General features: G+C 59.4%; 18 protein-coding genes. 6 read left to right on the plus strand and 12 right to left on the minus strand.

Annotation, left to right across the window (positions count from 1 at the left end; translation table 11 throughout):
* Window positions 1–22: 22 nt before the first annotated feature.
* The gene (gene hpaA / locus AC07UI_RS03735) at window positions 23–925 is read left to right on the plus strand and encodes a 4-hydroxyphenylacetate catabolism regulatory protein HpaA (RefSeq protein ID WP_494991209.1); all 903 of its coding nucleotides are present in this window, start codon (window positions 23–25) and stop codon (window positions 923–925) included.
* 357 nt (window positions 926–1282) lie between these two features.
* Here hpaA and AC07UI_RS03740 read toward each other — a convergent pair whose 3' ends face one another.
* The 12 genes from AC07UI_RS03740 to bcsQ form a co-directional block, all read right to left on the minus strand.
* Complete coding sequence (locus AC07UI_RS03740; RefSeq protein ID WP_494991210.1) at window positions 1283–2401, minus strand: ABC transporter ATP-binding protein; 1119 nt, start codon at window positions 2399–2401, stop codon at window positions 1283–1285.
* Window positions 2398–4005: an ABC transporter permease gene (locus tag AC07UI_RS03745; RefSeq protein ID WP_494991211.1), complete on the minus strand. Its 1608-nt coding sequence runs from the start codon at window positions 4003–4005 to the stop codon at window positions 2398–2400. Before AC07UI_RS03745 ends, AC07UI_RS03740 begins: the two co-directional genes overlap by 4 nt.
* Window positions 4006–4009: 4 nt before the next feature.
* Window positions 4010–5026: an iron ABC transporter substrate-binding protein gene (locus AC07UI_RS03750; RefSeq protein WP_494991212.1), complete on the minus strand. Its 1017-nt coding sequence runs from the start codon at window positions 5024–5026 to the stop codon at window positions 4010–4012.
* Window positions 5027–5317: 291 nt separating this feature from the next.
* The gene (locus tag AC07UI_RS03755; RefSeq protein WP_494991213.1) at window positions 5318–6469 is read right to left on the minus strand and encodes an alginate O-acetyltransferase AlgX-related protein; all 1152 of its coding nucleotides are present in this window, start codon (window positions 6467–6469) and stop codon (window positions 5318–5320) included.
* Window positions 6469–7878 (minus strand): MBOAT family O-acyltransferase, encoded by a 1410-nt coding sequence (locus AC07UI_RS03760; RefSeq protein ID WP_494991214.1) that lies wholly within the window; start codon window positions 7876–7878, stop codon window positions 6469–6471. The genes AC07UI_RS03755 and AC07UI_RS03760 overlap by 1 nt, the downstream gene beginning before the upstream one ends.
* 18 nt (window positions 7879–7896) lie before the next feature.
* Window positions 7897–8571, minus strand: coding sequence for an alginate O-acetyltransferase AlgF (locus AC07UI_RS03765; RefSeq protein WP_494991215.1), 675 nt, complete (start codon window positions 8569–8571; stop codon window positions 7897–7899).
* On the minus strand, window positions 8568–9236 hold the full coding sequence (locus AC07UI_RS03770; RefSeq protein ID WP_494991216.1) for an SGNH/GDSL hydrolase family protein: 669 nt from the start codon (window positions 9234–9236) through the stop codon (window positions 8568–8570). Before AC07UI_RS03770 ends, AC07UI_RS03765 begins: the two co-directional genes overlap by 4 nt.
* A gap of 17 nt (window positions 9237–9253) precedes the next feature.
* Window positions 9254–13117 carry a cellulose synthase subunit BcsC-related outer membrane protein gene (locus tag AC07UI_RS03775; RefSeq protein WP_494991217.1) on the minus strand — a complete coding sequence of 1288 codons (3864 nt, stop codon included), beginning with the start codon at window positions 13115–13117 and terminating at the stop codon, window positions 9254–9256.
* Window positions 13093–14322 (minus strand): cellulose synthase complex periplasmic endoglucanase BcsZ, encoded by a 1230-nt coding sequence (bcsZ, locus tag AC07UI_RS03780; RefSeq protein ID WP_494991218.1) that lies wholly within the window; start codon window positions 14320–14322, stop codon window positions 13093–13095. The genes AC07UI_RS03775 and bcsZ overlap by 25 nt, the downstream gene beginning before the upstream one ends.
* Before the next feature lie 7 nt (window positions 14323–14329).
* Window positions 14330–16627, minus strand: coding sequence for a cellulose biosynthesis cyclic di-GMP-binding regulatory protein BcsB (gene bcsB / locus AC07UI_RS03785; RefSeq protein ID WP_494991219.1), 2298 nt, complete (start codon window positions 16625–16627; stop codon window positions 14330–14332).
* A gap of 8 nt (window positions 16628–16635) precedes the next feature.
* Window positions 16636–18855: a UDP-forming cellulose synthase catalytic subunit gene (bcsA, locus tag AC07UI_RS03790; protein ID WP_494991220.1), complete on the minus strand. Its 2220-nt coding sequence runs from the start codon at window positions 18853–18855 to the stop codon at window positions 16636–16638.
* Window positions 18852–20027 (minus strand): cellulose biosynthesis protein BcsQ, encoded by a 1176-nt coding sequence (gene bcsQ / locus AC07UI_RS03795; protein ID WP_494991221.1) that lies wholly within the window; start codon window positions 20025–20027, stop codon window positions 18852–18854. The genes bcsA and bcsQ overlap by 4 nt, the downstream gene beginning before the upstream one ends.
* A gap of 1543 nt (window positions 20028–21570) precedes the next feature.
* On the opposite strand from bcsQ, the gene AC07UI_RS03800 reads away from it, so the two are divergent.
* The 5 genes from AC07UI_RS03800 to AC07UI_RS03820 all read left to right on the plus strand — a co-directional run bounded on the left by AC07UI_RS03800 (window position 21571) and on the right by AC07UI_RS03820 (window position 25794).
* The gene (locus AC07UI_RS03800; RefSeq protein ID WP_494991222.1) at window positions 21571–22353 is read left to right on the plus strand and encodes a transporter substrate-binding domain-containing protein; all 783 of its coding nucleotides are present in this window, start codon (window positions 21571–21573) and stop codon (window positions 22351–22353) included.
* A 57-nt stretch (window positions 22354–22410) separates the two neighbouring features.
* A complete protein-coding gene (locus AC07UI_RS03805) occupies window positions 22411–23139 on the plus strand; it encodes an ABC transporter permease (RefSeq protein ID WP_494991223.1) in 729 nt (242 codons plus the stop codon).
* A complete protein-coding gene (locus AC07UI_RS03810) occupies window positions 23136–23846 on the plus strand; it encodes an ABC transporter permease (RefSeq protein ID WP_494991224.1) in 711 nt (236 codons plus the stop codon). Before AC07UI_RS03805 ends, AC07UI_RS03810 begins: the two co-directional genes overlap by 4 nt.
* A gap of 34 nt (window positions 23847–23880) precedes the next feature.
* A complete protein-coding gene (locus AC07UI_RS03815) occupies window positions 23881–24645 on the plus strand; it encodes an ABC transporter ATP-binding protein (protein ID WP_494991225.1) in 765 nt (254 codons plus the stop codon).
* Between the two features lie 249 nt (window positions 24646–24894).
* A complete protein-coding gene (locus AC07UI_RS03820) occupies window positions 24895–25794 on the plus strand; it encodes a polysaccharide deacetylase family protein (protein ID WP_494991226.1) in 900 nt (299 codons plus the stop codon).
* Window positions 25795–25817: the final 23 nt, after the last annotated feature.

Genomic DNA, 25817 nt, shown 5'->3' on the forward strand with positions numbered 1-25817 from the left:
AAACAAGAATGAGAACACTGTCATGACTGATCGCCAGCCGATCCCCAATATCAACATCGGCCAGGTCTACGACCAACGCTACAGCGATGCCGAGGTGCATTACGACAAACTGAGCAATCTGGCCGGGTTCTTTGGCCGCAACATGCCAGTGCATCGTCACGACCGTTTCTTTCAGGTCCATTACGTCAAAAACGGCGCGGTACGGGTCTACCTTGACGACCAGCAGTATCTGGAATCGGGGCCGATGTACTTCCTGACTCCGCCGACCATTCCCCACTCGTTCGTTACCGAGCCCGATAGCGAAGGCCATGTGTTGACGGTACGCCAGCAACTTGTCTGGGGATTGATCGAGGCCGATCCGAGCCTTGCACCCGGGTTCCAGATCCCGCCGGTTTGCGTGGCCCTGACACGGTTGGCACCGGAGTTCGATGTGGAGGCCAGGCGTCTGGAGTTGCTGTTTGACGAGCTGCAAAGCGAAATCAATCGACAGCGTTCCGGGCGCGGGCCTGCCCTCGATGCCTTGACTCGTCTGATCGTTATCAGCCTGCTCAGGCTCTCGGCCAATTCGCTCGAGGCGAAACCTGCCAGGCATGAGGACCTGCAAATATTTCATCGTTTCAATGAACTGATCGAAACGCATTACCTGCAGCATTGGCCACTGTCGCGCTATGCCGACCGAATCGGTGTGACAGAAGCCCGTCTCAATGACGTGTGTCGACGGATCGCCGACTTGCCCTCCAAGCGCCTGGTGTTCGAGCGGTTGATGCAGGAAGCCAGGCGCCTGCTGTTGTTCACCGGCAACTCGGCCAACGAAATCTGCTATCAGCTGGGTTTCAAGGACCCTGCCTACTTCAGCCGGTTCTTCCAGCGATATGCACAAATGACGCCGGGAGAATTTCGTCGGCGGCAGTCGGGCTCGCGATGAGGGGGGCATGACGCTGGTGCATTTAAATCAGCGGGGCTGGCGGGCGGGGTGCAGGGCAAGGTTTCATTGATGTTCCCTGTTGTCATTGTTCTGATGCGCTGAGCGCTTATCGCCCATCATGGCGATAGTCAGCGTCTTGAAAAATGGCTTTTACAAGGAATGAATTGCACTTTTCATGGATTTTTCTGCCCGCGACTCAATGAGCACAGCCCCGCCAGGCGACACTGGCGAGTCATCCGCATCTTTTGTCAGCAAGGCGAAATGGAAAGCCGTCAGCAGGCCCGTTTGGCCTGCGTCCGAGGGGGGCGAAGACTGAAGAACGTCAAGCCGTGATGAATGACTCCACGTTCAACTCACTCAACAAGGCTGAGGCGTCGTCTGCGCGTTGCTGGGGATGGTCGGGGTGGTCATGACGTGAGCATGCCCCTCTGCGTAGATATGAACCGTGCTTCCCAGCGCAGGAGCATGGATGCCAGAGCTGCGCACCGTTAACGTCCGGCTCGATGGCTGCCCACCGGCGGATGGAGATGGCACCTTCAGTTCCACCGTCAATGTGCAGGTATTGCCGCCAAAATCGAGCTCGGTAACGACCCCCCAACACCCCTCTGACTGCTCCTGGCCAGAGACCTGGCTGGATATCTGGAGCTGTTCGGGCCGCAACATGATCTGCGCCGCACCATATTGCGAGCTATCGCTGACGTGGATACGTCCCAGATCGCATTTGGCCCAACCCTCTTCGATCCAGGCAGGCATCACCACCGCGTCGCCCAGGAAAAGAGCGGTTTCCTCGTCACGGGGGCGCAGGTAAAGGTCCATGGGCGGACCGGCCTGAACCAGTCTGCCTTGGCGCATGACAGCCAACTGGTCAGCAAAGGACAACGCTTCGGCCTGGTCGTGAGTCACCAGAATAGTGGTGACACCGGCATCCGCCAGGAGTCGCGCCACCGTCTTGCGCATGGAGGCACGCAGACCGGTGTCCAGTGCAGAAAATGGTTCGTCCAGCAGCATCAGTCGAGGCCGTTGGGCCAGGGCGCGAGCCAGGGCTACCCGTTGTTGCTGACCACCCGACAGCTCGTGAGGCCAGCGCTGGCCCATGCGCGGGTCCAGGGCAACCATGTCCAGCAATTCCGCGACCCGCTCTTGTTTCGAGGCCGTATTGCCTGGGAGCCCGAATCCGATATTGGCGGCAACCGTCATGTGCGGAAAAAGCGCTCCGTCTTGCGGAACATAGCCAATAAGCCGCTGGTGGGCCGGCACCTCGGTGGTACTGTTGACCAACGTCTGGCCATTGAGCGAGATGCTGCCTGAGTCAGGAAACTCAAACCCGGCGATCATCCGCAGCAAGGTGGTTTTCCCCGAGCCGGACGGGCCGACAATGGCCGTGCGGCTGCCTGTAGGTACCGACAGGTTGACGTTCTCCAAGGCCGGCAGGGAACCAAAGGATTTGTAGATTGAAGTCAATTCAAGAGCGTTCATCGGCCTGCCGTGCGTTTGGATTGATGGTAAAGAAGCCCGGTCAACGGAAGCGAAAGAAGGATCATGATCAACGCGTAGGGTGCAGCGGCGGCATAGTCGATCTCACTGGTCATGGCCCAGAAACCGGTGGCCAGCGTGCGGGTGCCGTTGGGGGCGAGAAGCAGGGTGGCGGTCAGTTCATTGGTGATCGCCAGGAAGACCAGTGCAGCGCCAGCGGCGGCTCCCGGCGCCGCCAACCGCATGGTGATAAGCCATAGCGCCTGGCTGGGCGAACGACCGAGACTACGGGCCATGTTTTCCAGTTCCACCGGCGCCTGGGCAATGCCGGCGCGCAAACTGACCAGCGCTCTGGGCAGGAACATCAGCAGATAAGCCAGTAGCACGGTGATCGTTGTCTGGTAAATCGGTCGGGCGAAATTGATCGTGATAGTCACCAGTGCCAACGCCACGACAATGCCCGGCAATGAACTGGTGATGTAGTTGCAGCTTTCCAGCACACGGTGCAGTCGCCCCGGTGAGCGGATGGAGAGCCAGGCGACAGGGATCGCCGCACAGGTAGCGATGATCGCGCCCGCGCCGGCCAGAATCATGGTCTGCTCCAAAGCCGGCAGGATATCGCTCATGCGCCAGACCTCTGCGCCGCCGGCCACCAGCCATCTGGCCAGGGTGATCAACGGCACGCCGAGTGCCAGCGCACTGGTCACTATCGGCAGCAGCAATGCCATGGTTTTTTCCGTGCGATCGAGCCGCATGATTCGCTGCAGGCGCGCACTCCCGGACCCCACCCGTGCATAACGGGCCTTGCCGCGCGTTGCCGACTCAAAGGTCAACATGGCCAGGCAGCACAACGCGAGCACACCGGCCAGCATGTTGGCCGCAGGTCCGTTGAACGTGGACTTGAACTGGTCAAAGATCGCCGTGGTGAAGGTGTCGAAGCGGATCATTGCGTACAGACCGTATTCGGCCAAAAGATGCAGCCCGACCAACAAGGCGCCACCGCCGATGGCCAGACGCAACTGCGGCAGTACGACCCGGAAGAATACCGCCCAGGGCTTGAGGCCCAGTGATTCGGCGACATCTTCAATGGCCGGATCAAGGCGGCGTAGCGTCGCCGCAACGGGTAGGTAGAGAAAGGGGAAATAGGCAATAACCGAGACTAATACCCCGGCGAACAACCCATGAATCGGCGGGACCAGGCTGACCCATGCATAGCTGTGTACAAACGCCGGCACCGCAATGGGCGCGGTCGCCAACACAGACCACAGGCGCCGGCCTGGCAGGTCGGTGCGCTCGGTCAACCAGGCCAGGGCCACCCCAAGCGCGACGCACAACGGAATCGTAAACACCACCAGCAAAACGGTGTTGATCAGCAGCTCGGCGACTCGGGGCCGGAACACCAGCTCCCCGATGGTCGCCCAACCGATCTGAAAGGAAACACCGATCACGAAAGCGAGCGGCAGCAGCGCCAGCAACGAGACCAGTATTGAAATGCCAACGACCCACGCGCCGCCGCTCCGGGAGCGGCGGCGTCGCAGGTGCAGGTGCGCTGGAGTCGCCGAATCGGCGACTCCAGCAGGTTTTGAGACGATGACTGGCTCTGACATCAAATTACAGCAGCCCGGCCTGAGTCATCAGCTCGACAGCCCTTTTGCTGTTGAGTTTCGAGGCATCGACGAGCGGGGCGTCGAGTTCTTGCAGCGGCACCAGTTTCGGGTTGGATTGCGCATTCTGGCCAACAGCGTACTCGAACGATTTGCCTGTTTTCAGGATGCCCTGACCGTCTTTGCCGGTAATCCACTTCAGGAAAGCCTGGGCCTCTTCCTTGTGTTTACTGGACGCCAGAACGCCGCCACCGGAGATGCTGACAAAGGCACCCGGATCTTTATGTTTGAAGTAGTGCAGGGAGGTGTTCTTGCTGTTTTCGCCGGTCTTGGACTGGTCGACGAAGCTGTAATAGTGGTAGATCACGCCGCTGTCGATCTGGCCGGCATTGACGGCCTTCAGCACTGCGCTGTTACCGCGGTAAACGGTGGCATCGGCTTTCATCGCCTTCAGCCATTCCAGCGTTGCGGCTTCGCCTTTGAGCTCCAGTACTGCGCTGACGATGGCCTGGAAGTCTGCGCCGGCAGGCGATACGGCCCAGCGGCCTTTCCAGCTCGGGGACGCCAGGTCAAGCAAGGACTTTGGCAGATCGGCTTCGGCGAGCTTGCTTTTGTTGTACACAAATACGGTGGAGCGAGCCGCAATGCCGACCCACTTGCCATGGGCCGGACGATAGGCCGAACCCACTTGCTCAAGGGTGGTTGGCGCCACTGGCGTAAACAGCCCGGCATTGTCCACCAACACCATGGCCGGCGAGTTTTCGGTCAGGAACACATCGGCAGGGGAGGCGCTGCCTTCCTGCACAATCTGGTTGCCCATCTCGGTGTCATCGCCGTTGCGCACGGTGACCTTGATCCCGGTCTCACGGGTGAAGCCCTCTACCCAGGACTTGGTCAGGCTTTCGTGCTGAGCGTTGTAGACCACGATGCCGTCGGCGCTTGGAGCTGCATACACATGACCAGCGCTCAGGAGAGCGGTCGCCAGCAGTGCTTTTTTGAGGAAGGAAGGGATACGGACAGTCATTCTGTTAACAGCTCCAGCGGTTTTTCGAAATGTTATGGTCGGAGGTTTTGCATGGGTCGCTGCGATGAAGCTCGCAACCCATGTTGAACAATGCGAATCATTTGCATGTTTAATTCGCGTGGAATGTAGTGTGGCAAATGAGAAAAAAACGTCAAAATAACATTTAATAGATGTTATTTGCATTTAGATTAACGCCGCACGGGTCAGGGCGTGTCAAGGGGTTGCTGACGTTTGGAGTGTTGCTGCTCACGAGGTTGAGGTTTGGGGTCCAATTGTCTGCGCTATGGTCTGTCACAGTGGGCGATACGTAATGCGGTCGGTGTAAGCCGATTGCAGGTCCCGCTCCGGGATCTCCCAGATGATCAACCTGGGTGGCGTTTCTTTGAATGCGGGGTTGTTGAGGTAACTGTTTGCGGCGCCGGAGAACGCTCCGCCATCTTTGGCGAAGTTACCCACGGGGGCGCCCAGTGCCAGCTGCAGGAACCCCGCGAAGTTGGAGTTGCGTGAAAAAGAGGTCCCGATGAGCGCGGTGTCAGGCAGGTTGGCATCGCCAAAGAGGTCCAGCGCATTGTCAGGACTGTCGACTGGCGCAGCGGGAAGTTCGCTGATGCTGGTTTGGGCGACAATTTCGGGTTCGGGTTGCCATTTCAACGGCAGCCAGTCGATGCCTGCCAGATGGGCCAGATCGCCGGGTCGCACCACGCCCTTGGTGTGACTGACGTTGAACGACCGGTGGGGCATTGCGGTGATGCCCAGGGTCTTGAGGTGCTGCGCGATGGCATCGGCCGCAGCCTTCGCGCCAGACTCGCTCCAGTGCGTGTCGGTGCGCAAATAGGCATTGGCCCCCAGTGGCGTCAGCGCGTCGGTCAGGTCCAGATTCGACACGCCACCCCCATTCAGCTTCGAGGTCCAGGCCTGGATACGTCCTTCCAGCGCGGCCGGGCGGTGCAGGGAGCAACGTTGCGCAGCGGCGATGCGGCTCTTGTCTGGAACGATGACCACCAGCAGGCTGATCCCGCGTCGGGCGAACTGCTGTTTCAGATCAATCACCGCCTGGGCTTTTCCATCGGCATTGCGCTGCGCTTGATGATTGACCTTGAGTTCATCGGCCAGAAACAGCCAGTCACGGCAGCCCGGACGAACCCTGGGCCCAGTGTCGCCGAGGAATACCCAACTGGCACCGCGCTCCAGCTCGGCGAACGTTGTGGGGACGGAAGCCTTCGACAGCTCCTTGGCGAACCGCTGGGTGATATCGCCGTCAAGAATCTGTTCGCTCAATAATTTCGCAGGTATCAGCTCGATTTTTCCTGAACCGATCAACCGGCCTGCGGACAGCAATCCTGCAAACAGGAATACCAGCAGGGCCAGGCCTGCCAGCGGGCTGCCGCGTGAAGCCAGATCATCTGGCTGAGTGGGGGCGGGGGTGTGCTCTGGGGGCGTCATCAGAATTGAAAGTACAGGAAGGGCACGGTTTCGCGACTGGCGATCAGTGCGAACGACAGTACGAAACCGGCGATGGGCCAAAGGGCGCTGACGCAGAGCGCAATACCGCCCAGTCGTTTCTCACAATAAGGGCCCAGCAGCGGTGCGAGGACACCGAACACACCCAGCAAGGCCGCAAGGCCGTGTACCGGGCGCAGTGTCGCGCGCAGTTCGTCTGCCAGAGCAATGCCCTGCAGGCCGAACTGCCCGGCATACAGGCGCAGCGCGCTGTGGAAATCGGGGGCGCGGAACAGTGTCCAGGCCAGGCATACGAACAACAGTGTCAGCCCATGGGAAAGCACCGGCGGTACAGGGGGCAGGGCAGAACTGTTCCAGGCACGATCAACACACAACGCAATGCCATGCGCGCAGCCCCAGAGCAGATAGTTCCAGCTATCGCCACCGTGCCAGAGGCCGGCGATGGCCATGATCAGGAACAGGTTGCGGTAGGTTTTCCAGGGACCGTTGCGATTGCCGCCCAGCGGAATATACAGATAGTCACGTAGCCAGCTGGACAGCGACAGGTGCCAGCGCCGCCAGAAGTCCTGGATGCTGTTGGCCAGGTAGGGACGGTTGAAATTCTCGGGGAAGTGAAAGCCCAGCATCAGTCCCAGACCAATGGCCATGGCGCTGTAGCCGGCGAAGTCGAAGAACAGTTGCAAGGAGTAGGCAAGGCAGCCAACCCAGGCGTCGGAGAAGCTGGGGTTCTGCAAACCGAACGCCACATCGACCACTGGCGACAGGGTGTCGGCCACCAGCACCTTCATGCACATCCCGACCATGAACCGGCGTGCACCCAGCGAGAAATTCTGCACGTTGAAGTAACGGCGTTGCAGCTCGCGTTGAACCCAGTCGTAGCGAATGATGGGGCCGGCGACCGAATGGCCGAACATCGAGATATAGGTGGCGTAGTTGAGGAAGCTGCGTTCGACCGGCACGGTGTGGCGATGCACATCCACCAGGTAGGAAATCGCCTGCAATACGATAAACGACAGCCCGGCCGGCATGATGACCCGTTGCCAGTCCACAGGCATGGCGCCGTACCAGGTGAGGGTCTCGTTCAATGTACCGGCGACGATGTTGGCGTATTTGTACCAGCAGAGCACCGCGGTGTTGAGCACGATCAGTGTCACGAGTATCCGCACGCGGCCCTTGCCATCCTCCCGGGTCGCGTCGATCAGCAACCCACCGGCCCACGCCGTGATCGTCAGCATTACATGCAGTGCAAGGAACACTGGGCTCAACCAGCCATAGAACAGCCAACTGCCAAGCAGTAGCGTGACGTTGCGCCAGGCTGGCGGACTCAGCGCATAGGCGCACAGGAACAGCGGCAGGAACAGCGTCAGAAACTCGAGGGAGGCAAAGACCATGGTGGTGGCGCGATCCGGTTAGTGAGCCAGCGCGTCAGTCGCGGACAGCAGGTACGGGCCATTTGCGCCCGGCAGCAGCACAATGCTGTAGCGTTCGCCGGCCTTGAGTTGGCCCAGGCTCAGCGGAGCACCGACGTCGGCCTGGGCACAGACCAATTGAACCGACAGGCTGACAGGGTTGATGGCGCGGCGTTGCACGCTGCCATTAGCCACCTCCTTGAACAGTTCGGCTTTCGAACCTGCGGGGCGCAAACCGGCTTGGGTGCAACCTGGATCTGCGTTGATAAACGCCAGTGAAGCTCTCAGGCTATTGAAATCGTCGGGCTGCTCACGGATGACCACCTGGCTGATACCTTGAGTGCTGTCTGGCAAGGCGATCACGGTGGCGAATTCACCCGCCGCGATCCGGATGTCCAGCGGCTGGCTTTTGCCGTCGCGTTCGAGGGTGCCCTTGATTGGATGGTCGGCAGGCACCGGCATGTAGTCGGATACGGCGTGCGGGCCCTCGAGCCTGAGACGTGCCTCAGCGTTCTCGGCCAGCAGTTGCAACGGTCGGTCGGCGGCATTGATAAAGCGCAGGAAGGCCGAGTCCTGGGCCGGGCCCGTCGGGTATAAGGCAATGTCTGCGGCCTGGGCATGCAGGCTCAGCAACAGGGGCGCGAACAGGGCCCAGCCAAATGTCGGGCGGGTCATTTTACTACTCCCTTGTTGCTGACACTGGCGGCAGGCAGTTTGGCCAAAGCACCGCCGATCGCAGCGCCCCATGATTGATAACCGGCGACGGTGAAGTGCTGCCCATCGGTGGTAACCCACTGCCCGGGTTTGGAGAGCGTCAGCGAATCGATGTAGGTGCAAGGCGCCACGTTCGTGGCCAGAAACTGGGACATCAGCTGAGTGCGGGCATCGTTTTTCTGGTACATGCCACCGGCCTTGCCCCAGGCCGGGCCAACCCAGGCGCAACGCGTTCCGGTGGCGCTGATGGCCTTGGCCAGGCTGGTGACGCTTTGCCACGCCCAGGCCTTGGGAAATACCGGTTTGTCATAGGACGCCATGGTGTCGCCGATGACCAGTACCACCAGGTCGGGCTTGTCGGCGGCAATCAGGTCCTGGATCGGTGTGGTGGTTGCCTCGCGCCCCTTGATCACTATCTTGTCGTTGCCTTTGCGCTCGGCACCGCAGTCGACCTTTTTGCTGATCAGCCAGTCGCCGGCGCTGGCACCGCAGGCACCGATGGAATGAACCTGGGCCCCTTGACGGGTCAGGTTGTCGTGCAGCGGCTCGAGCAAATGGTCCGCGAGGCTCATGTGACTCTCCCCCAGAACAAGTAGAGTCAGGCCGGCAAGTGCAGAAGTGGGCATCGAAAGCTCCAGAATGATCAGTTGGAATAAGGTGAGGTGTACGGGCTGACCGGGAGGTTCATGGGGCCGCTGATGTCCTCGAACTGGTAGCGCACAGACAGGGCGCCGCTGATTTGTTGATAGTCGTGGGCGTTGTCCAGACCCAGATTGGCGCCCAGCAGGAAGTTCGAAGCGACCTTGTATTGCGCCGCCGCGGCGAGGCTGTAACCGATCCCGGTTTTGTTTTGCGCTGCGTAGCGCAAGCCCGAGGCCGCCTGCAGGGCTTTGTCGGTAGGGAAATAGTCGGCACTGTCCTGCTCGAAATGCTGCACGCCGACTGACGTCTTGACTTGATACGTCAAGCGTCCGCTGCGTTGCGCCCAGGTCACCGGCACGCCCAGGGCGAAAAAAGTCTGCGGGCTGAAATAACCGCCGTGGCCAAAGGTGAAATAGTCCTGGTTGTTGGCGTAGCTCATACCAGTCATGCTCAGGCCGGCAGTCAGCTTGCTGTCCGTTGCATTTTGCAGGTACCAGTAGACACCGCTGCCCAGTTCACTGCGGCTGTTGGATTCGACATGGTTGCCCATTAGCTGGTGCCAGGAGGCGTAGCCATAGGCGCCGACTTCGTTGTCGTCATAGCTCAACTGGCCACGCCCACCGTTGGCACTCACGCCGCCCCAGGACTGGCCACTGCGTTTGTCGGTGGTACCGGCAAACGAGGTAACGCTGTCGGTCACCGGACGCCGGGAAACGCTCACGCCGTAACGGACATTGGAGGTGTCGCTCAGGGGGCGGTCGACGCTGATGCCACCTGTAGCGGTGCTGTATTTGAAGCCCAGAGGGGTGGTGCCAATATCGGCTTTGAGCCCTTCAGCGGGCCTTTGAATGGCGACAGCGAGGCCGACACCCTGGGCTTTTTGCGAGCCAGCGCCGTCATTCTGCGCACCGTTGCCGAAACGCTGCAGCGACTCGCTGCTGGCGCTGCCCGCGTTCAGCGATACCGGCGTCACGCGCAGGGCGAGGCGGCTTTCATCCAGCGGAATATTGATTTCGAGCGGTGTTTCAACATCCGTCAGTTTGCTCAGTCCCGACTCACTGTTGTTGCTGCGAATGCTCAGGCCTTGAGTGACATAGGCGCTGCGCTCCTGGAGGATCTGATTGAGCGCCCGTTGCGCGGGGCTGATGTCCTCGCTCGCCAGGGCTTCGCGTGGCAGCCGTGACTCGAATGGATTGCTCGCCTGCTGCGCGCCTGGGGCGGCCCCGATGCCGGTGTTGTCGCGGGACGCAATGAGGACTGGCATCTCCTGAGCCGGCGGCGGAATCGCTGCCTGTGAGGTCGTGCGGCTGACCTCCCTGAGTTGGCCCGGCCCCCCTGCAAAAGGATTGGACGCAACCGTCGAAGCTGCCAGTTGGGTGCCTCGATCCCGGCGTTTCTCGCTCTGTTCGATGGCCACCGCTTTGCGCAGCAGATCAGCGGCCATGCCGGTCTTGCCCATGTTCTGGTAGAGGCGCGCGGCCTCAGTCAGCGTTTGAGGGTTACCGGATTCGGTCTTGAGCAGCTGTTGCAGCGCCTGTTCGGCAAATACAGTGTCATGTGCGAGCAGGGCCGCGTTGGCAGCCCCCAGCAGCAGTTGTGGGTCGTTTGGCTGGCGCTGCAACAGCGGCTTGTAGAGCTCGAAGGCTTTTGCCGTGTCGCCGTTGGCCGAGTACATCCGCGCCAGGGCAGAGACCGCAGCGCTGTCACCGGGGCGTTGCGCCAACGCGGGCGCCAGCGTGTCATAGGCGCTGGCCAGATCGCCTCGTTCACGCAACTGGTCAGCCTGACGGATGCGATAGAGATAAAGCAGGTCGTCGAAACGCTTGCGAGTCGACGCGTTCAGGGGCCGGTTCTGCAGGTCGCGCAGAATCGTGTTGACCTGTGAGTCTTCTCCAGCTCTCAACAGGACCGTAGCGTATTGCAGGATAAAGTCTGCCGTGGGGGCCGTGGCTGTTTGCATCTGGCTGCGCATGAGGGTCAGTGCGCTGCTCGGGTCACCGACCTCGACATAGGCTGAAGCCAGGCTCGTCGTGCGCTCCGGGCTGTTGCTGGCCATCGGCTGAATGCGGTCGAGCAATGTCAGGGCCTCCTGGCGCTGCCCGCGCTTGCCCATCTCGATTGCCTGGCTTAGTTGCAGGTTGAGGCTGACATCAGCGGCCAGCGCTTCCATATCCGGGGTGCGCTGGTCGGGACGTAAGCGTCCCAGGGTCGTCTGAGCGGCTTTCCATTCACCCATCTGGACCGACAGCAAGGCGCTGACGTAAAGCGCATCGGCATTGTCGGGGTGGGCCTGGAGCATGGAGTTGATCAGCTCCCGAGCCTTTTGCGGCTCTCCCATCGCCAGGTTCAAGCGTGCCAGGGCGAAGCGTGTCCAGATGTTGTCCGGCTCGTACCGCAGCGCATCCTGCAAGGCGTTGCGCGCGGCCGGCAGGTCGTTGCGTTGTTCGGCGAGAGCGGCCAGTTGCGTCGAGCGCAAGGCTTGCAAGCGTCCCGACTGGCCGAGCTTCGCCTGTTGGACTGCTGGCAAGGTCTGGATCAGTTGCAGGGCTTCATCGCCCTTGCCGCTCTTGAGCAGAACATTGACCAACCCTTCCAGCGCCTGAGGATCGTCACGGCGCAGGCTCAGTACCAGACGATAGTTGCGTTGTGCATCATCGAGCTGACCCTCCCGGGCCTGGATATCGGCCAGGGCAAGGCGGGCATCCGCCCCATTCGGGGTCAGGCGCAGGGCCTGGCTGACCAAGGCCTGTGCCTGGGCTGTCTGGCCTTTGGCCTGGGCGTCCCGAGCCTGCTGCAATGCAAACCAGTAGCGGACTTCTTGCAGAGCTGCCTGCCACTGGCTGCCGTCACGTTGTCGTGCGGCCTGACTCAAGAGTTTTTCCGCTTCGTCCAGTCGGTGTTGCTGCTGGCGGATAACCCCAAGGCCACCCAACGCGTCAGCATCCTCGGGCCGGGTGTTCAAGCGCGCCTGAAAAGCCTGTTCGGCCGTGGCCTGGTCACCTTCTTTGAGTGCCTTGAGGCCGCGCGCCACTTCAGCGGGCGGTTGCCAGCCCTTGTTGTCTGTCGCGCTCAGCCGTTGCTTGCCCTTGTTCATCTGCGAGCGGATTTCCAGGTCATCCGGATGAGTCTTGAGGTAGGCCTCGAACAAAGGCAGTTGCGTGGCATTGGGCGGGCCGATCCAGGTCAGCGCCAGGCGCCAGCTTTCGTCTGCATCACCGGCGATGTCAGTACGCTGGGTCAGCCCGGCCAGGGCGCGGATGCCCTCGGCACGGCTGTCTTCATGGCGTACCAGATGCTTGGCGTAAAACAGCGCGACGATCGAGTCGTTGGGCATTTCGCGTTGCAGGCGCTGAAATCCGCTTCGCGCTTCAGACCAGTCGGCCTGATTGAAGGCAAGGTTGTTGTAGTACTCGCGGCCGATCTTGCCTTGAGGTGGGCGGCCATCGAACAGTTGGCGAAACACGGCGGTCGCTTTGTCGCGTTCGCCGGCATCGACGAGGCGGCGAGCCTCTTCCAGACGCTGCTGGTTCTGCGGTTGTGCCAGGGCGATATCCTGTGCCAATTGCAGTGCCAGGCGAGGTGACGGCTGGATCGCCTCCAGGCGGGCGAGGTATTGCTGCGCCTGCTGTGGCGTGTTCAGTTGCACACCGATCAGGCCCAGGCCATACAGTGCATCCACCTGGACAGGGTCCAGAAGCAGGACTTTCAACCAGACTTCCGCCGCGCGTTGAGGGTTGTCATGCAACTGCCAGTAATGCCCTTGCTCGACGAGCAATGTCTGTGGCGTCGGGCTTTGAGCGTGGGCAACAGCGGCCGTCCACGCGCTCATGGCGACGATGGCTAGCGTGCGGTGGTGCGCGTACATGCGGTCTCCCAGGAGAGTTTCAGCGTTCCGTCTTCCCGGAATCGATAGTGTTTGTCTGCCCAGCCGAGCGCGAACAGGCTGAGCATGAAGTTGTAGTAAAGCGGGGGGCCGTCAGTGACATCAGTATTGGCCAGCGCTTCTCGCAAGGTCTGTTCCACACGGCGCCGTTGCTGATTGGCCAGCCGGGGTTGGCCCTTGGCCTGAAAGTACGGAATCAGTGCCGCGGAGAATCCGAAAGGGCCCTGACCCTGAACGTTGCCCTGGAGAACCTGGACTGTTTCCGGTGGGACCCCCGTCGCGACTGTACTGCGGGCCATACCGTCCAGCCGATTGAGCAGGGGCCCTGCCAGTGGTTCGGTCGCGTCGCTCATGCCCAGCCAGAGGTACACGCGAATAGCGTCGTAGCTACCCGTTTCGCCCTTGAACGGGTCGCTCACGAATACGCCCGATTGCGCTGAGTCCCCTTGATAGCCGACCCAGTCCGCAACGAAACCGCGCGGGCTTGATTGACGAATCATCGTGGCGGTGTTGTCGGCTATGGCTTGCCAGGGACCGGAAGGTGCTTCCTTGGCCAGCCGCCGCAACAAGGGCAGGGGCAGGTAGCTGGGATTCAGACGCCAGAGCTGGTCCGGCTGGACGAAGCCCACCGGCCCAGGCAATACCATAGGGCCCAACCCGGGCAACCTGACGACCAATTGCGCCTCGATCGTCGCCATCAGCTGCAGGGCGTCTTCGCGATAGTCCGGCCGGTGCCACAGACGTGCTGCTTCAAGCAGGGCGTAGGCGAACCACAGATCAGCGTCGGCGGCCGAGTTGGCGTCCTGCAGGAGCCATTGACCGTCCGTGCCTTGCCCCCATAACCAGCCTGGCAGTCGCGTGGCGATGGTTGCACCGGCGAGGTTGGCGGTGGTCCAGCGCCATAGTTTGTCGAAACGTTGCTGATCGTTGCCGATCAGTGCGAAGAGCATGCCGTAGGACTGACCTTCAGAGGTGCTGTGATTCTTCTCCAGGCTGGACTCCAGAACCCGGCCATCGGACTGGACGAAGCGCGTTGCATAGGTTTGCCACAGTGGCCAGGCCGGTTGCTCGCAGGATTTTCCCGCCGCCATCGCCGGAGCCAGCAGAGCGAGCGCAAGCGCGGCGCTCAACCTGCGCACAGTGCTGCGCAGGCAAGCATTCCGGGTGCTCATGGTCGATGGCGGCATGCGCGGCTCAATGACCAAGGCGACGTTTGGCCCTTTGGCGCAGGGTCAGGTAAACGATCGAGGCAAGCAGCAAGACCCCCGTGAGGGTGATCAGCACCAACGCCAGTACGTTTTGCGAGAGGTACCATTGCAGGTAGCGCCATGCTCCCAGTTTTCCGACGTAGTAATCCTGTTCGGCGACCAGCGATTCGACGTGTTTGCCCCTGACCACCACCAGGCTGCCTTGCAGCTCGTGGGCGTTTTCTTCGGTGCTTTGTAGGGCGGCGGTCACGTCGGCCAGGCCGTTGGGCCTTGCACTGGCGATGAACACCACACTGCGCCCGCTCTTGAGCGGCGATTCAAATCCGGTCAGATAAGCACTGCCATCCTCAGCGGAAAACCTGAGGCTGTTGCGTGCTTCGCGTAGATTGGTTTTCGCATCCGGGCTGATCCAGTTACGCACTCGCAGGGGCAGGTCGGACAGTTCAAAGTATTGCGTAGCCCCTTCGTCCCTGGCCGGCAGAAAGCTTTGCCACTGGTCCAGCAATGGCTGATTGTTGCCCGAGGCAAGTACCAGCAAATCCCGGTCGCGTTGATCGGCGAGCTGGTCGGCGTGAACCACTCTCACGCCGGTCGCCGGATAGCCGGTGGAGTCGCCGAAACGGCCCAGCAGGGTCAGGTAGGCGCTTAGATCGGCGGGGCCCGGGTTATCGGACAGGATCACCGAGGTTTCAGAAAGGTCGGCCATGCGGGTGAACGGGAAGCCACTGTCCTTGAACACTCCAAGGTTGGGCATGGCCATAAAATGGTCGTAGTCGCTCAGGTCCAGAGTCGAGTCCGGATCGATCACACCGCGCATGTTGTCGATAATGATGTCGCGGCATTCGCCCTGTTTGGTGTACTCGTACATAAAACGAAATTGCAGGCGTGATTGCAGTGCCACTGAATTGAGCGGCAACAGCATTCGCGACGTACGGGCCAGGCTGTCGTCGGTTTTGAGCATCGCCAGCAGGCTGTCGCTGCTGCCGAGTTTCTCGATCGAAGGCAATTCGATTGACTTGATCAGGCTGTCGTTGAAGCTGATCAGCAACGAGGAATTGGTGGCGATCGGTTGGGGCGTATAGCGGTATTTCAGGTCAAGTTTCGCGCCTGGTTCGCGCCAGTTGAACAGGTCCGGCGGCAAGCGCAGCGTAACCGCCATTTGTCCCGGGTTATAACCCGACACATTGAGCTCAGCGGGCTTCGCCAGTTCACCCAGACGAACCGGGCGATCGGAGGGCAGCCAGTTTGGCGCGTCATACGGCTGGCGTGGCTTGAGTGAGTCGATCCGCTCGATCACTACGCTCTGCCCCGAAAAGGCTGAACTGCCGAGGGCCAGGGCTGTCGCGGCGATTTTGAGGTCGGCGCCATCGCGCCCGGAAACGATCAACAGCTTGCCCTGAGCATCGTTCGGGTTGCTCATCATCGTCAATGTCGGCCCTGTGGCCTCCTTGATTTTCAAGCCATCCAGGCGTGCGGCTTCGCTACCGCTGACAAAAACCACGGCGTTGCCTTTGGCTGGCAGGTTCGTGAGGCTGGCGGGAAAGGTCGCGCCGCGGTAGCTGGCCAGTGCGCCAAACCAGGAAGACAGGATGCCCGCGGCTTCCAGCTCCGGACCGTCAGGGCGCGAGACAAACACGAAGGGCAGCCTCAAGGGCAAGGCATCCCGACGATCGAACAAAGGCTGCGGCAGAGCGGACAGATCGTTGGGCTGTTGAATCGAAGACACCTGCAGGCTCAACTGGCTCTCGTTGCCGATTCTGGCCCAAAGGCTTGAGTGCAAAGGGTCTTCACATTGCATTGTGTAGTGTCCAATGAACTGCAGGCTGAGCCGGTTGAATTCGGTGATCATCTGTGGCGGGATCTGAACGGTCCGGGTCTGCAACTGACCGGCCTCTTCCTTGGGTAAGGGCAGGCTGGCGGCCACCTGGTCGTTGACCAGCACGTTGATTTGCGAAAGGTCGGCCAGCAACGCCGGTGAATAGCTGTACTGCAGCGTGACTTGCGCCGATGTCACGACTTCATCGGCGCGCACGTTGAAGTTCACACTGTCCGTTGCCTCGGCTCCCTTGAGGTTCATCGAGTAGCTTTTGCCCAGCTCCTTGAGGGTGCGGGTATAGCGGTTGCCCGCAGCATCGCTCAACGGTGCGACCGGCATCACCGCCGGGACTGTGGCGCTGGTTTGTGCGGTAGCACTCAAGGCCAGGTCGCTCCAGCCCAGTAGCGAGCAGGCGATCAGCATGAGAGAGCGGCGAGGGAGAAAGGTCCGGCGAAAGGAATGCTTCAAGATCGTTGCTAATCCGCGGTGGAGTCGATAGGTGATGGAGCGTTCGAACGTTTACGCAGCAGGGCATGGCCGTCTTTTACGGTTGCGACGAACAGGTTGAGGATCGCGCGCAAGCCAATGCTGCTGACCTCGCGCAATGCCGCCAAGGGGGCGTCGAGACGGCCGTTACCCCAGGTGTTGGCCCACGTGTCGGCCCGTGAAAACGTCAGACGCACCAGTTCGCTTTGCTGGCGCAGGGTCAAGGCACCGAATTGCATGCCCGCCACGCTGTCGTTGCTGAATACCGCCGTTGCAGGAAAGATGCTTGAGGGAGGGCTGCGCAAAATACAGAACCGCAGCTTTTCATCGGCAGTGAGCTGAACCTCGGGTGGCAGTGTCAGACCTACACCGTTCTGCGAGAAATTCTGGGTTTTGCAATCGAACGACGTGCCGTCTTCGCGATAGATGCGCACGGGTAGATCGGCTGGCACCCTCGGCTCTGCGCGCGCTTGAGAGGCCTCACTGGCCACTGCTACGGCGGTGCTGACAATGATGATGTTGTACAGGGTCCAGGTCAGGTTGATCGCCAGGGTGGTGACCTGGGCCGAATCACCCCCGATCAGTTTCACCACACCGCATACCAGACCGATCATGTTCAAGGTCAGCAGGACGATATAAGGCCGCGCGAGCTTCCAGTCGAAATACTCCTTTTCGATGATGCCGCCCTTGTCGGTCACGTTGAACTTGCCCAGCGAAGGGCTGATCAGGGCCAACAGTACCGGCCGCATGATGTACCAGGCCAAAACCGACTCATACACTTCGTTCCAGAATGAATGGCGGAAGCGGCCCTGGATGCTGGAGTTGGTCAGGCTGGAATGGACAATATGCGGCAGTACATAGACCGTGACCATCAACGCCGAGGCGTGGAAAATCTCTGCACCGAAAACCAGGTAGGCCAATGGTGCGGTCAGGAACACCAGGCGAGGCAGGCTGTAGAAAAAGTGCATCATGGCGTTGAGGTAGCAGATACGCTGCCCCAGGTTCAGCCCTTTGCCGAACAGCGGATTGTCGGTGCGAAAAATCTGCGCCATGCCGCGCGCCCATCGTATGCGTTGGCTGATGTGCCGGGAAAGGCTTTCCGTGGCCAGTCCCGCTGCCTGTGGAATGGCCAGGTATGCGGTATTGAAACCACGGCGGTTGAGCTTGAGCGCGGTATGCGCATCCTCCGTCACGGTTTCGGTCGCGATACCGCCGACTTCCAGCAAGTGTGTGCGCCGCATGACCGCGCAGGAGCCACAGAAGAACGTTGCGTTCCAGAGGTCGTTGCCGTCCTGCACCAGGCCGTAGAACAGCTCACCTTCATTGGGTACCGAGCGAAAGGTATCGAGGTTCTTTTCGAAGGGATCGGGTGAATAGAAAAAGTGCGGTGTTTGCAGCAACGCCAGATTCGTGTCCTTGAGAAACCAGCCCATGGTGATCTGCAGGAAGGAGCGGGTAGGGACGTGGTCGGCATCGAAGATGGCGATGAACTCTGCGTCAGTGACTTTGAGCGCCTCGTTGAGGTTGCCGGCCTTGGCATGCCGATTGTTGTCGCGGGTAATGTAGTTGACACCAATGTCCTGGCAGAAAAGCCTGAACTCCTCCCGACGTCCGTCGTCGAGCACATGCACACGCAGTTTTCCCTCGGGCCAGTCGATGGCCTGGGCGGCGAGCACCACCAGTTTCACGATGCTCAACGCTTCGTTATAGGTGGGAATGAAGACATCTACCGTTGGCCATTGAGCGGGCGCCTGCTGCAAAATCTGCGGTTTGCGGTGCAGCGGCCAAGCCGTTTGTACGTAGCCGAATATCAGCACGAGCAGGGCATAAAGCTCGGCCAGCACCAGCCCGTAGCCAAATACGGCATCCTGCCAGTTCTCAAAGCTCAGGGTTTCGGACAGGCGCCAGTACATGTAGCGCAATGAAGCGATCAGCGAGAGTGTTATCAGGGTCAGGATCGCCAGACGGCCGGCTTGCCTGCGGATGATCAGGCTGGCGGCAAAACAGACGGCGGCAAACGCTCCCTGGGAATACAGATCCAGAGGCGCAGTGAGGATGCCCAGTGCCAACACCGCAGCTATCAACCCGATCGAGATCTTCAGGCCCTGGCGACAGCGAAGGGGCCATCGGCTGACACGAGCCTGGAAACTATCCAGTAGTTCCTCTAGCCGCCACGTCCTCGCGGGTGCCTGATTCAGCTGGACGGTCATGGTGCAATCCGCTCGCCGGAGGAATCCTGGAGAAGCAGCGCATGGACCGAGCGCGATAGCGCAAAAATGTCTTTGCAGGCGATGCTGCCGGGTGAGTACTGCAGTGGGTCTCGACCATAGGCCAACGATTCGTTGAGCTGGTGATCGTGATGAATCGTCCCGATCAGCTCAGTACCCAGCCGCCGCTGAAACAGCACGCCCATGTCCCTGCTGAAGGCGCGAGAGTCATCCTGTTGGTTGAGCACATACCTGTGCCGTTGCCCACGTCGCCGGCTGGTTTCCAGCCAATGCGTCATCGTGTCCAGTGCCAGATAGGAAGCCGCATCGGCCACCGTCACCACCAGCACCAGATCGGCGGCATCGAGTGCCTGTTGCGAATAGACGGTCGCGCCCGAAAGGGTATCCAGGATCACTGTATCGTTTTCGCCGAGGTTCATCGCCGCAAGGCGCTGATTCAACCAGTCAGGATCTTCAAGCATCAGCTGCTTGAGCGATCGGCGATCGTTCACCTCGCCCTTGCCGAAGGGCAGGGACTCACTGTCGCCATAGCCCTGCAGGCAATGAGCGCTCCAGTCTGCGGCCTGCTGTCTGAGCTGGATCAGCCCGGGAACCTGTCTGGTGATGCCCAAGTGGCTGGACAGGGCGTTCTGAGGGTCCAGATCGATCGCAATGGTTCGCCCGCCAGGGCGCCGGAGTGTTTTCGCAAGGCCTGCTGCGACGGTGCTTTTACCCACTCCGCCGTTAGCTGAAACGACAGCGATGACCTTTGCCTTGGTCCGCGTGCGAGCCGCTTCTGGCAGACCGTCTCTACGAACCTGGTGGAGTTCGCGCAACAGGTCGCTCAATAGCTGACGGTCACCCGTTGCAGAACCTGCAGGTGATGCAGTCAATGAAGGTGCACGCGTCGGCGAAAGTGGTGAGATGACGACGTTCTTCAAAGGCTCGACCCGCGCGCCAATCGGCTGGGCGGGCTCTGGCTCGTCAGGCGTAAACACCGTGGCCGTTGGTTTGAGGGGGGGCAATGTCACGGTCAACTCTTCTTCAGTCGCCGACACCGTTGGTGTAACCGGGTCATCTTTGAAGTGTTGATAGTTTGGTTGTATTTCCTGGTAGCTTCCTGCACTGGCGCCAAAACTTGTAAACAGTTTTGCAATGTCGTCTACATATTTCATGCGTTGTACCAGGAATGAAGTAACTCGGAAACTCAGGGTTCCGTTAACTAGACGGGTTTGTTGCGTTGTCTTTGTATCGACAGAGTCGGACTAGTTTGTGGTGATGGCGTCGTGCTGTCAACGATTGTTATAAATGGTCGGGTTGTGTTTTTTATTCGCCTGAACGCTATCAGGGCGTTGCGTGATTCGCAGAGCTGTGAATATCAGGGAGGTTATATAATGTAGTTTGGGGAAAGTGTAATGCGCTATTGGAAGGCGGGTGTCTTTGTCAGGATAAGTAACTTTCAGAAGCGAAAGAGCAGTCAGTTTCGGGCGTCTTCGAGGAATTGTTTCTCGGCTATATTTTAAAGAAGTTGACCTGCGCGTTTGCAGAAAGAGTGACGGCATTCAAAATATGCCTTTTCAGATACGGTACGGGCGTCCCAAGGCTGCTCGTCAGGCGATGTAAAGCTGCAAGGACGCTCCCCGTCAGGCCTGGGTGGCTCGACGTCAGTCCCCACGTAACTGCGATGTATTGTGGCCTCAAGACTTTTTTGGTGATAATTTCCGAAGGTTCCGGGAGACTGTTGGTCGTCATTGAAGCGCAACTTCTCGCGCGGTCGTTATTTTTGCAGTGGGTGTTTTTTAGTAGCAGATAAAATGAACGATTTGACGTTCTCTATTGTCCGTTATCAGACAGTGATTCTTATTAAGTTCCAGACTCAGGCCTGAGATCGAAGCAAGGGGCTTTATAGGTTTGAGTAGATTCAAGCGTGTAAAATAATTAACGCGTTCATCATGAAAACCTTTCTGCGGGAGTCGTATCGACGAGATTTAACCGCATGATAGGGGTGAATAGTTGACTAAAGTGTTTTTTTTATGGGGGTGTTGCGGTCTTTTGGCGAGAAGTTAATCAGCGGGTCCGTATTAGTATTTCACCGTCTATGCGCTCCATCTGAACGAAAACCCTGTGCCGAACCTTCGATGAGCTGCGCCCGTCTGGACTTCAATAGGGCACCCGGCGGTCTTTCACGACGCCCGGGCTCAAAGCAGAGATTCATACACTTCGTGATAAGCGGCCCTGCACGAAAGTAACGACGCTCCTCCAGTCTCAATCCGTGGCGTCAAACGCTTTGTGCCAGCAGACGAGAGCGACAGGGCGAGACTCGACCAAGGGGTGTTTTCGCACGCACGATCCCATCTCAATTTGTTACCGGACGTACCTGCACGGCGCAAAACGTGGCTGCGGTAACAGTTGCGAGCGCTTCTGAAAAATCTTCGATAATTTATTTGTCGTCTCGTAAGGCCCGTTCCAGACGGTTCCTGGCTGCTTTTCAGATCTTTTTTAGCGGCCAGTCAGCGAGTTGGCCGCTTGATTGCATAAGCTTGTACATACAAGTATGTGTGTGTGCGTAAGAGTCAACAGGAGTCTTGACGCACAGGCGGTTTTTAAAACACTTGTCCGAAATGTTGGTTCGGAAATTTCTACGTTCATAGCGTCGCACGCGTTCCAGTAACAGTACTCATGCGCCACAAGCGCTCATATTGGTTTTAGGAATTGAATATGAAAAAAGCATTGCTAACCCTTTCTGCACTGACTTTATGCATGGTTGCCGGCTCCGCGCTGGCCAAGGAGTATAAAGAGCTGCGTTTTGGTGTTGACCCTTCCTACGCGCCGTTCGAGTCCAAAGCGGCTGACGGTAGCCTGACAGGGTTCGATATCGACTTGGGTAACGCGATCTGCGCCGAACTGAAGGTCAAGTGCAAATGGGTCGAAAGTGATTTCGACGGCACGATCCCGGGCCTGAAAGCCAACAAATTCGACGGTGTGATCTCGTCGATGACCGTGACCCCGGCCCGCGAAAAAGTCATCGACTTCTCCAATGAGCTGTTCGCCGGTCCGACTTCGCTGGTATTCAAAAAAGGTTCCGGCCTGAGCACTGAGATTGCCTCGCTCAAGGGTAAAAAGGTTGGCTACGAGCAAGGCTCCATTCAGGAGGCCTATGCCAAAGCCGTACTGGACAAGGCCGGGGTGGAAACCCAAGCCTATGCCAACCAGGATCAGGTCTACGCCGATCTGGTCTCCGGCCGTCTCGACGCCTCGATCCAGGACATGCTGCAAGCCCGGCTGGGCTTCCTGAAGTCGCCACAAGGTGCCGATTTCGAGGTCAGCGCGCCAGTCGACAGCGAGCTGCTGCCTGCCAAAACGGCGGTGGGTATCGCCAAAGGCAACACAGAGCTCAAGGCCCTTCTGGATAAAGGTATCAAAGCGGTGCACGACAACGGCACCTATGACGCGCTCCAGAAGAAGCACTTCGGTGATCTGAATCTCTACAGCGGCAAGTAACGAGCCGGCGCCCGTCCTGTGGACGGGCGTTTTTTTATCGCTATAGGTCCCTGAATTATGTTCGAAGCACTGTTACAGACCCTCGGGCTTTCCGCGTTCAGCCTCAAGGGGTTCGGCCCTTTGTTGCTGGAAGGCTCCTGGATGACCGTCAAGCTATCGATACTGTCGCTGTTGTTGAGCGTGCTGCTCGGCCTGATCGGCGCCAGTGCCAAGTTGTCCAGCATCAAACTGCTGCGGGTTCCGGCCCAGCTCTATACCACACTGATCCGCGGGGTGCCGGACCTGGTGCTGATGCTGCTGATTTTCTACAGCCTGCAAACCTGGCTGACCAGTTTCACCGTAGCGTTGGGCTGGGAATACATTGAGATCGATCCGTTTGGCGCGGGGATCATTACCCTGGGCTTCATCTACGGTGCGTATTTCACCGAGACCTTTCGCGGCGCGATCCTCGCCGTGCCGCGCGGGCAGATGGAGGCCGCAACCGCCTATGGTTTGAGCCGTATCCAGCGTTTTCGCTTCGTGGTGTTCCCACAGATGATGCGCTTCGCCCTGCCGGGTATCGGCAATAACTGGATGGTGATCCTCAAGGCCACCGCGCTGGTGTCGATCATCGGCCTCGCCGACCTGGTCAAGGCCGCTCAGGATGCCGGCAAAAGCACCTATCAACTATTCTTTTTTCTGGTGTTGGCAGCGCTGATTTACCTGGTGATCACCAGCGCTTCGAACGTCGTCCTGCGCCGCCTCGAACGGCATTACGCGTCAGGTTCCCGGGAGGCTGTACGATGATTGAGCTCTTGCAGGATTACTGGAAGCCCTTCCTTTATAGCGACGGCTACCACATCACCGGCCTGGCCATGACGCTGTGGCTGCTCAGCGCCTCGATCTTCATCGGTTTCCTGGTGTCGGTTCCGCTGTCCATCGCCCGGGTCTCCAACAAGTTCTACGTGCGCTGGCCGGTGCAGTTCTACACCTACCTGTTCCGTGGTACGCCGCTCTATATCCAGTTGCTGATCTGCTACACCGGGATCTACAGCCTGGCTGCCGTCCGCGCGCAACCGGTGCTCGATGCGTTCTTTCGCGATGCGATGAACTGCACCATCCTGGCCTTTGCCCTGAACACCTGTGCCTACACCACGGAGATTTTTGCCGGGGCGATTCGCAGCATGGCCCACGGTGAAGTCGAAGCGGCCAAAGCCTATGGCCTGAGCGGCTGGAAACTCTACGCCTACGTGATCATGCCCTCGGCCCTGCGCCGCTCGTTGCCCTACTACAGTAACGAAGTGATCCTGATGCTGCACTCGACTACCGTGGCCTTTACCGCGACCGTCCCGGATATTTTGAAAATTGCGCGGGACGCCAACTCGGCGACCTTTTTGACCTTTCAATCGTTCGGCATTACCGCGCTGATCTACCTGAGCGTCACCTTTGCGCTGGTCGGTTTGTTCCGCCTCGCCGAACGCCGATGGCTGGCCTTTCTGGGCCCGGCTCACTAGGACTTCTACTTCCCCTTTGAGGATGCTTGCGCACATGTACAAACTGACCATTGAAGACCTGCATAAAAGTTACGGCAGCCATGAAGTACTCAAGGGTGTCTCGCTGAAAGCCAAAACCGGTGATGTGATCAGCCTGATCGGCGCCAGCGGTTCGGGCAAGAGTACCTTTCTGCGCTGCATCAACTTTCTCGAAACACCCAATGGCGGCGCCATGAGTCTGGACGGCCAGTCGATTCGCATGGTCAACGATCGACACGGCATGCGCGTGGCCGACGACGCTGAACTGCAACGAATTCGCACCCGTCTGGCGATGGTGTTTCAGCACTTCAACCTGTGGAGCCACATGACCGTGCTGGAAAACATCACCACGGCCCCGCGTCGGGTGCTGGGTGTCGGCAAGAAGGAGGCAGAGGATCGGGCCCGACGCTATCTCGACAAGGTTGGTCTGCCGTCCCGCGTTGCTGAACAATATCCGGCGTTCCTCTCCGGCGGTCAGCAACAGCGCGTGGCCATCGCTCGGGCCCTGGCCATGGAGCCGGAAGTCATGCTGTTCGACGAACCGACCTCGGCCCTCGACCCGGAACTGGTGGGCGAAGTGCTCAAGGTGATCCAGGGCCTGGCCGAAGAAGGTCGGACCATGATCATGGTCACCCACGAAATGAGCTTCGCTCGCAAGGTGTCAAACCAGGTGCTGTTTCTGCATCAGGGACGGGTCGAAGAGCAGGGTGCACCCGAGGACGTACTCGGCAACCCCCAGAGCGACCGGCTGCGGCAGTTCCTCAGTGGCAACCTGAAGTAGGCGCCATCCTCCGTGCAACACCTTTGAGCGACTGGCCAGTTGCTCAAAGGTGTATTGTCTGCCTGGTTCAGTCGAGCCAGTGTTCCAGGCGCCGGTTGAAGCGCCCGCGATCTACTTTGCCGCACATTCTGTTAGCCTCATGAACGACTGAACTCAAAGGTCGCTCGCCTGTCGAAGCGCTCAGCCCCTGATCGCTGACTTCAGAGAGCGGCGTGGGAAGTTCGAACGATCTGGATTAAGGCAAAAAACATGAAGCGGATCGTCACCGTTTTATCAGCGTTCGCTATCGCAGCAGGCCTCTTCGGTTGTATCAGCCAGCCGATCGAAATGACGCCGCAGACTGCGCAGCGTTTGCAATCGCAACCCCCGATCCGTTTTCTGCTGACCTTCGACGACGGTCCAAGCGCGTCCGGGTTTTACAATCCGACGGTCTCCGTTCTCGACGATCTTGCCCATAATCCGGTGCAATCGGGTATCAAGGCGGTCTTTTTTGTGCAGACTCGTGCGACAGGGGCGGGTGGCAGCGAACGGGGCCGGGAAATCATGCACCGTGAACATGACGAAGGTCATGTGCTGGGCTTCCACACTGCCACGCCGGGGCACACCAATCATCGCTCGCTGAACCCGGAAAAACTGGAGCAGTCGCTCACCGATGGCAGCGCGGACATTGCTGCAATCACAGGCGCGGCTCCGATTTTCGTGCGCCCGCCATTCTGGAATTACGATAAACGTACCTTCGCCGCGTATCAGCGCCATGGCATGCATGTTTTGCTGACCGATCTGAGCGCCAATGACGGCAAGATCTGGGGCTACAATTTCAGTCTGCGCAGACGCTCCAACCTGCTCAGGCAAATGTCCGAGGTGCGCGAGCGGATCGCCGCTGGAGAGTTGCCGACGGTCGATGGCGCCATTCCGGTGGTGGTGACCTTTCACGACCTCAATCGCTACACGTCCCGGCATATGCAGGAATACCTGCAGATCCTGATCGACAGCGCGCGCGAGACGGGCGTGGCAACCGCAGCCAAGCCTTTTTACGATGACCGATCGGCGTTGCAGCGTGCCGTCATGGCCCGCACGGTCAGCGATAGTTCCGAACCTGTCCGTTTGCCAGGGTTCTGGAACTGGTTTTGGAAAAGCAATTCGGAATAAGACTGATAAGCAGGTATGGAGCC

This window comes from Pseudomonas sp. GW821-FHT04C07 (assembly GCF_059420325.1).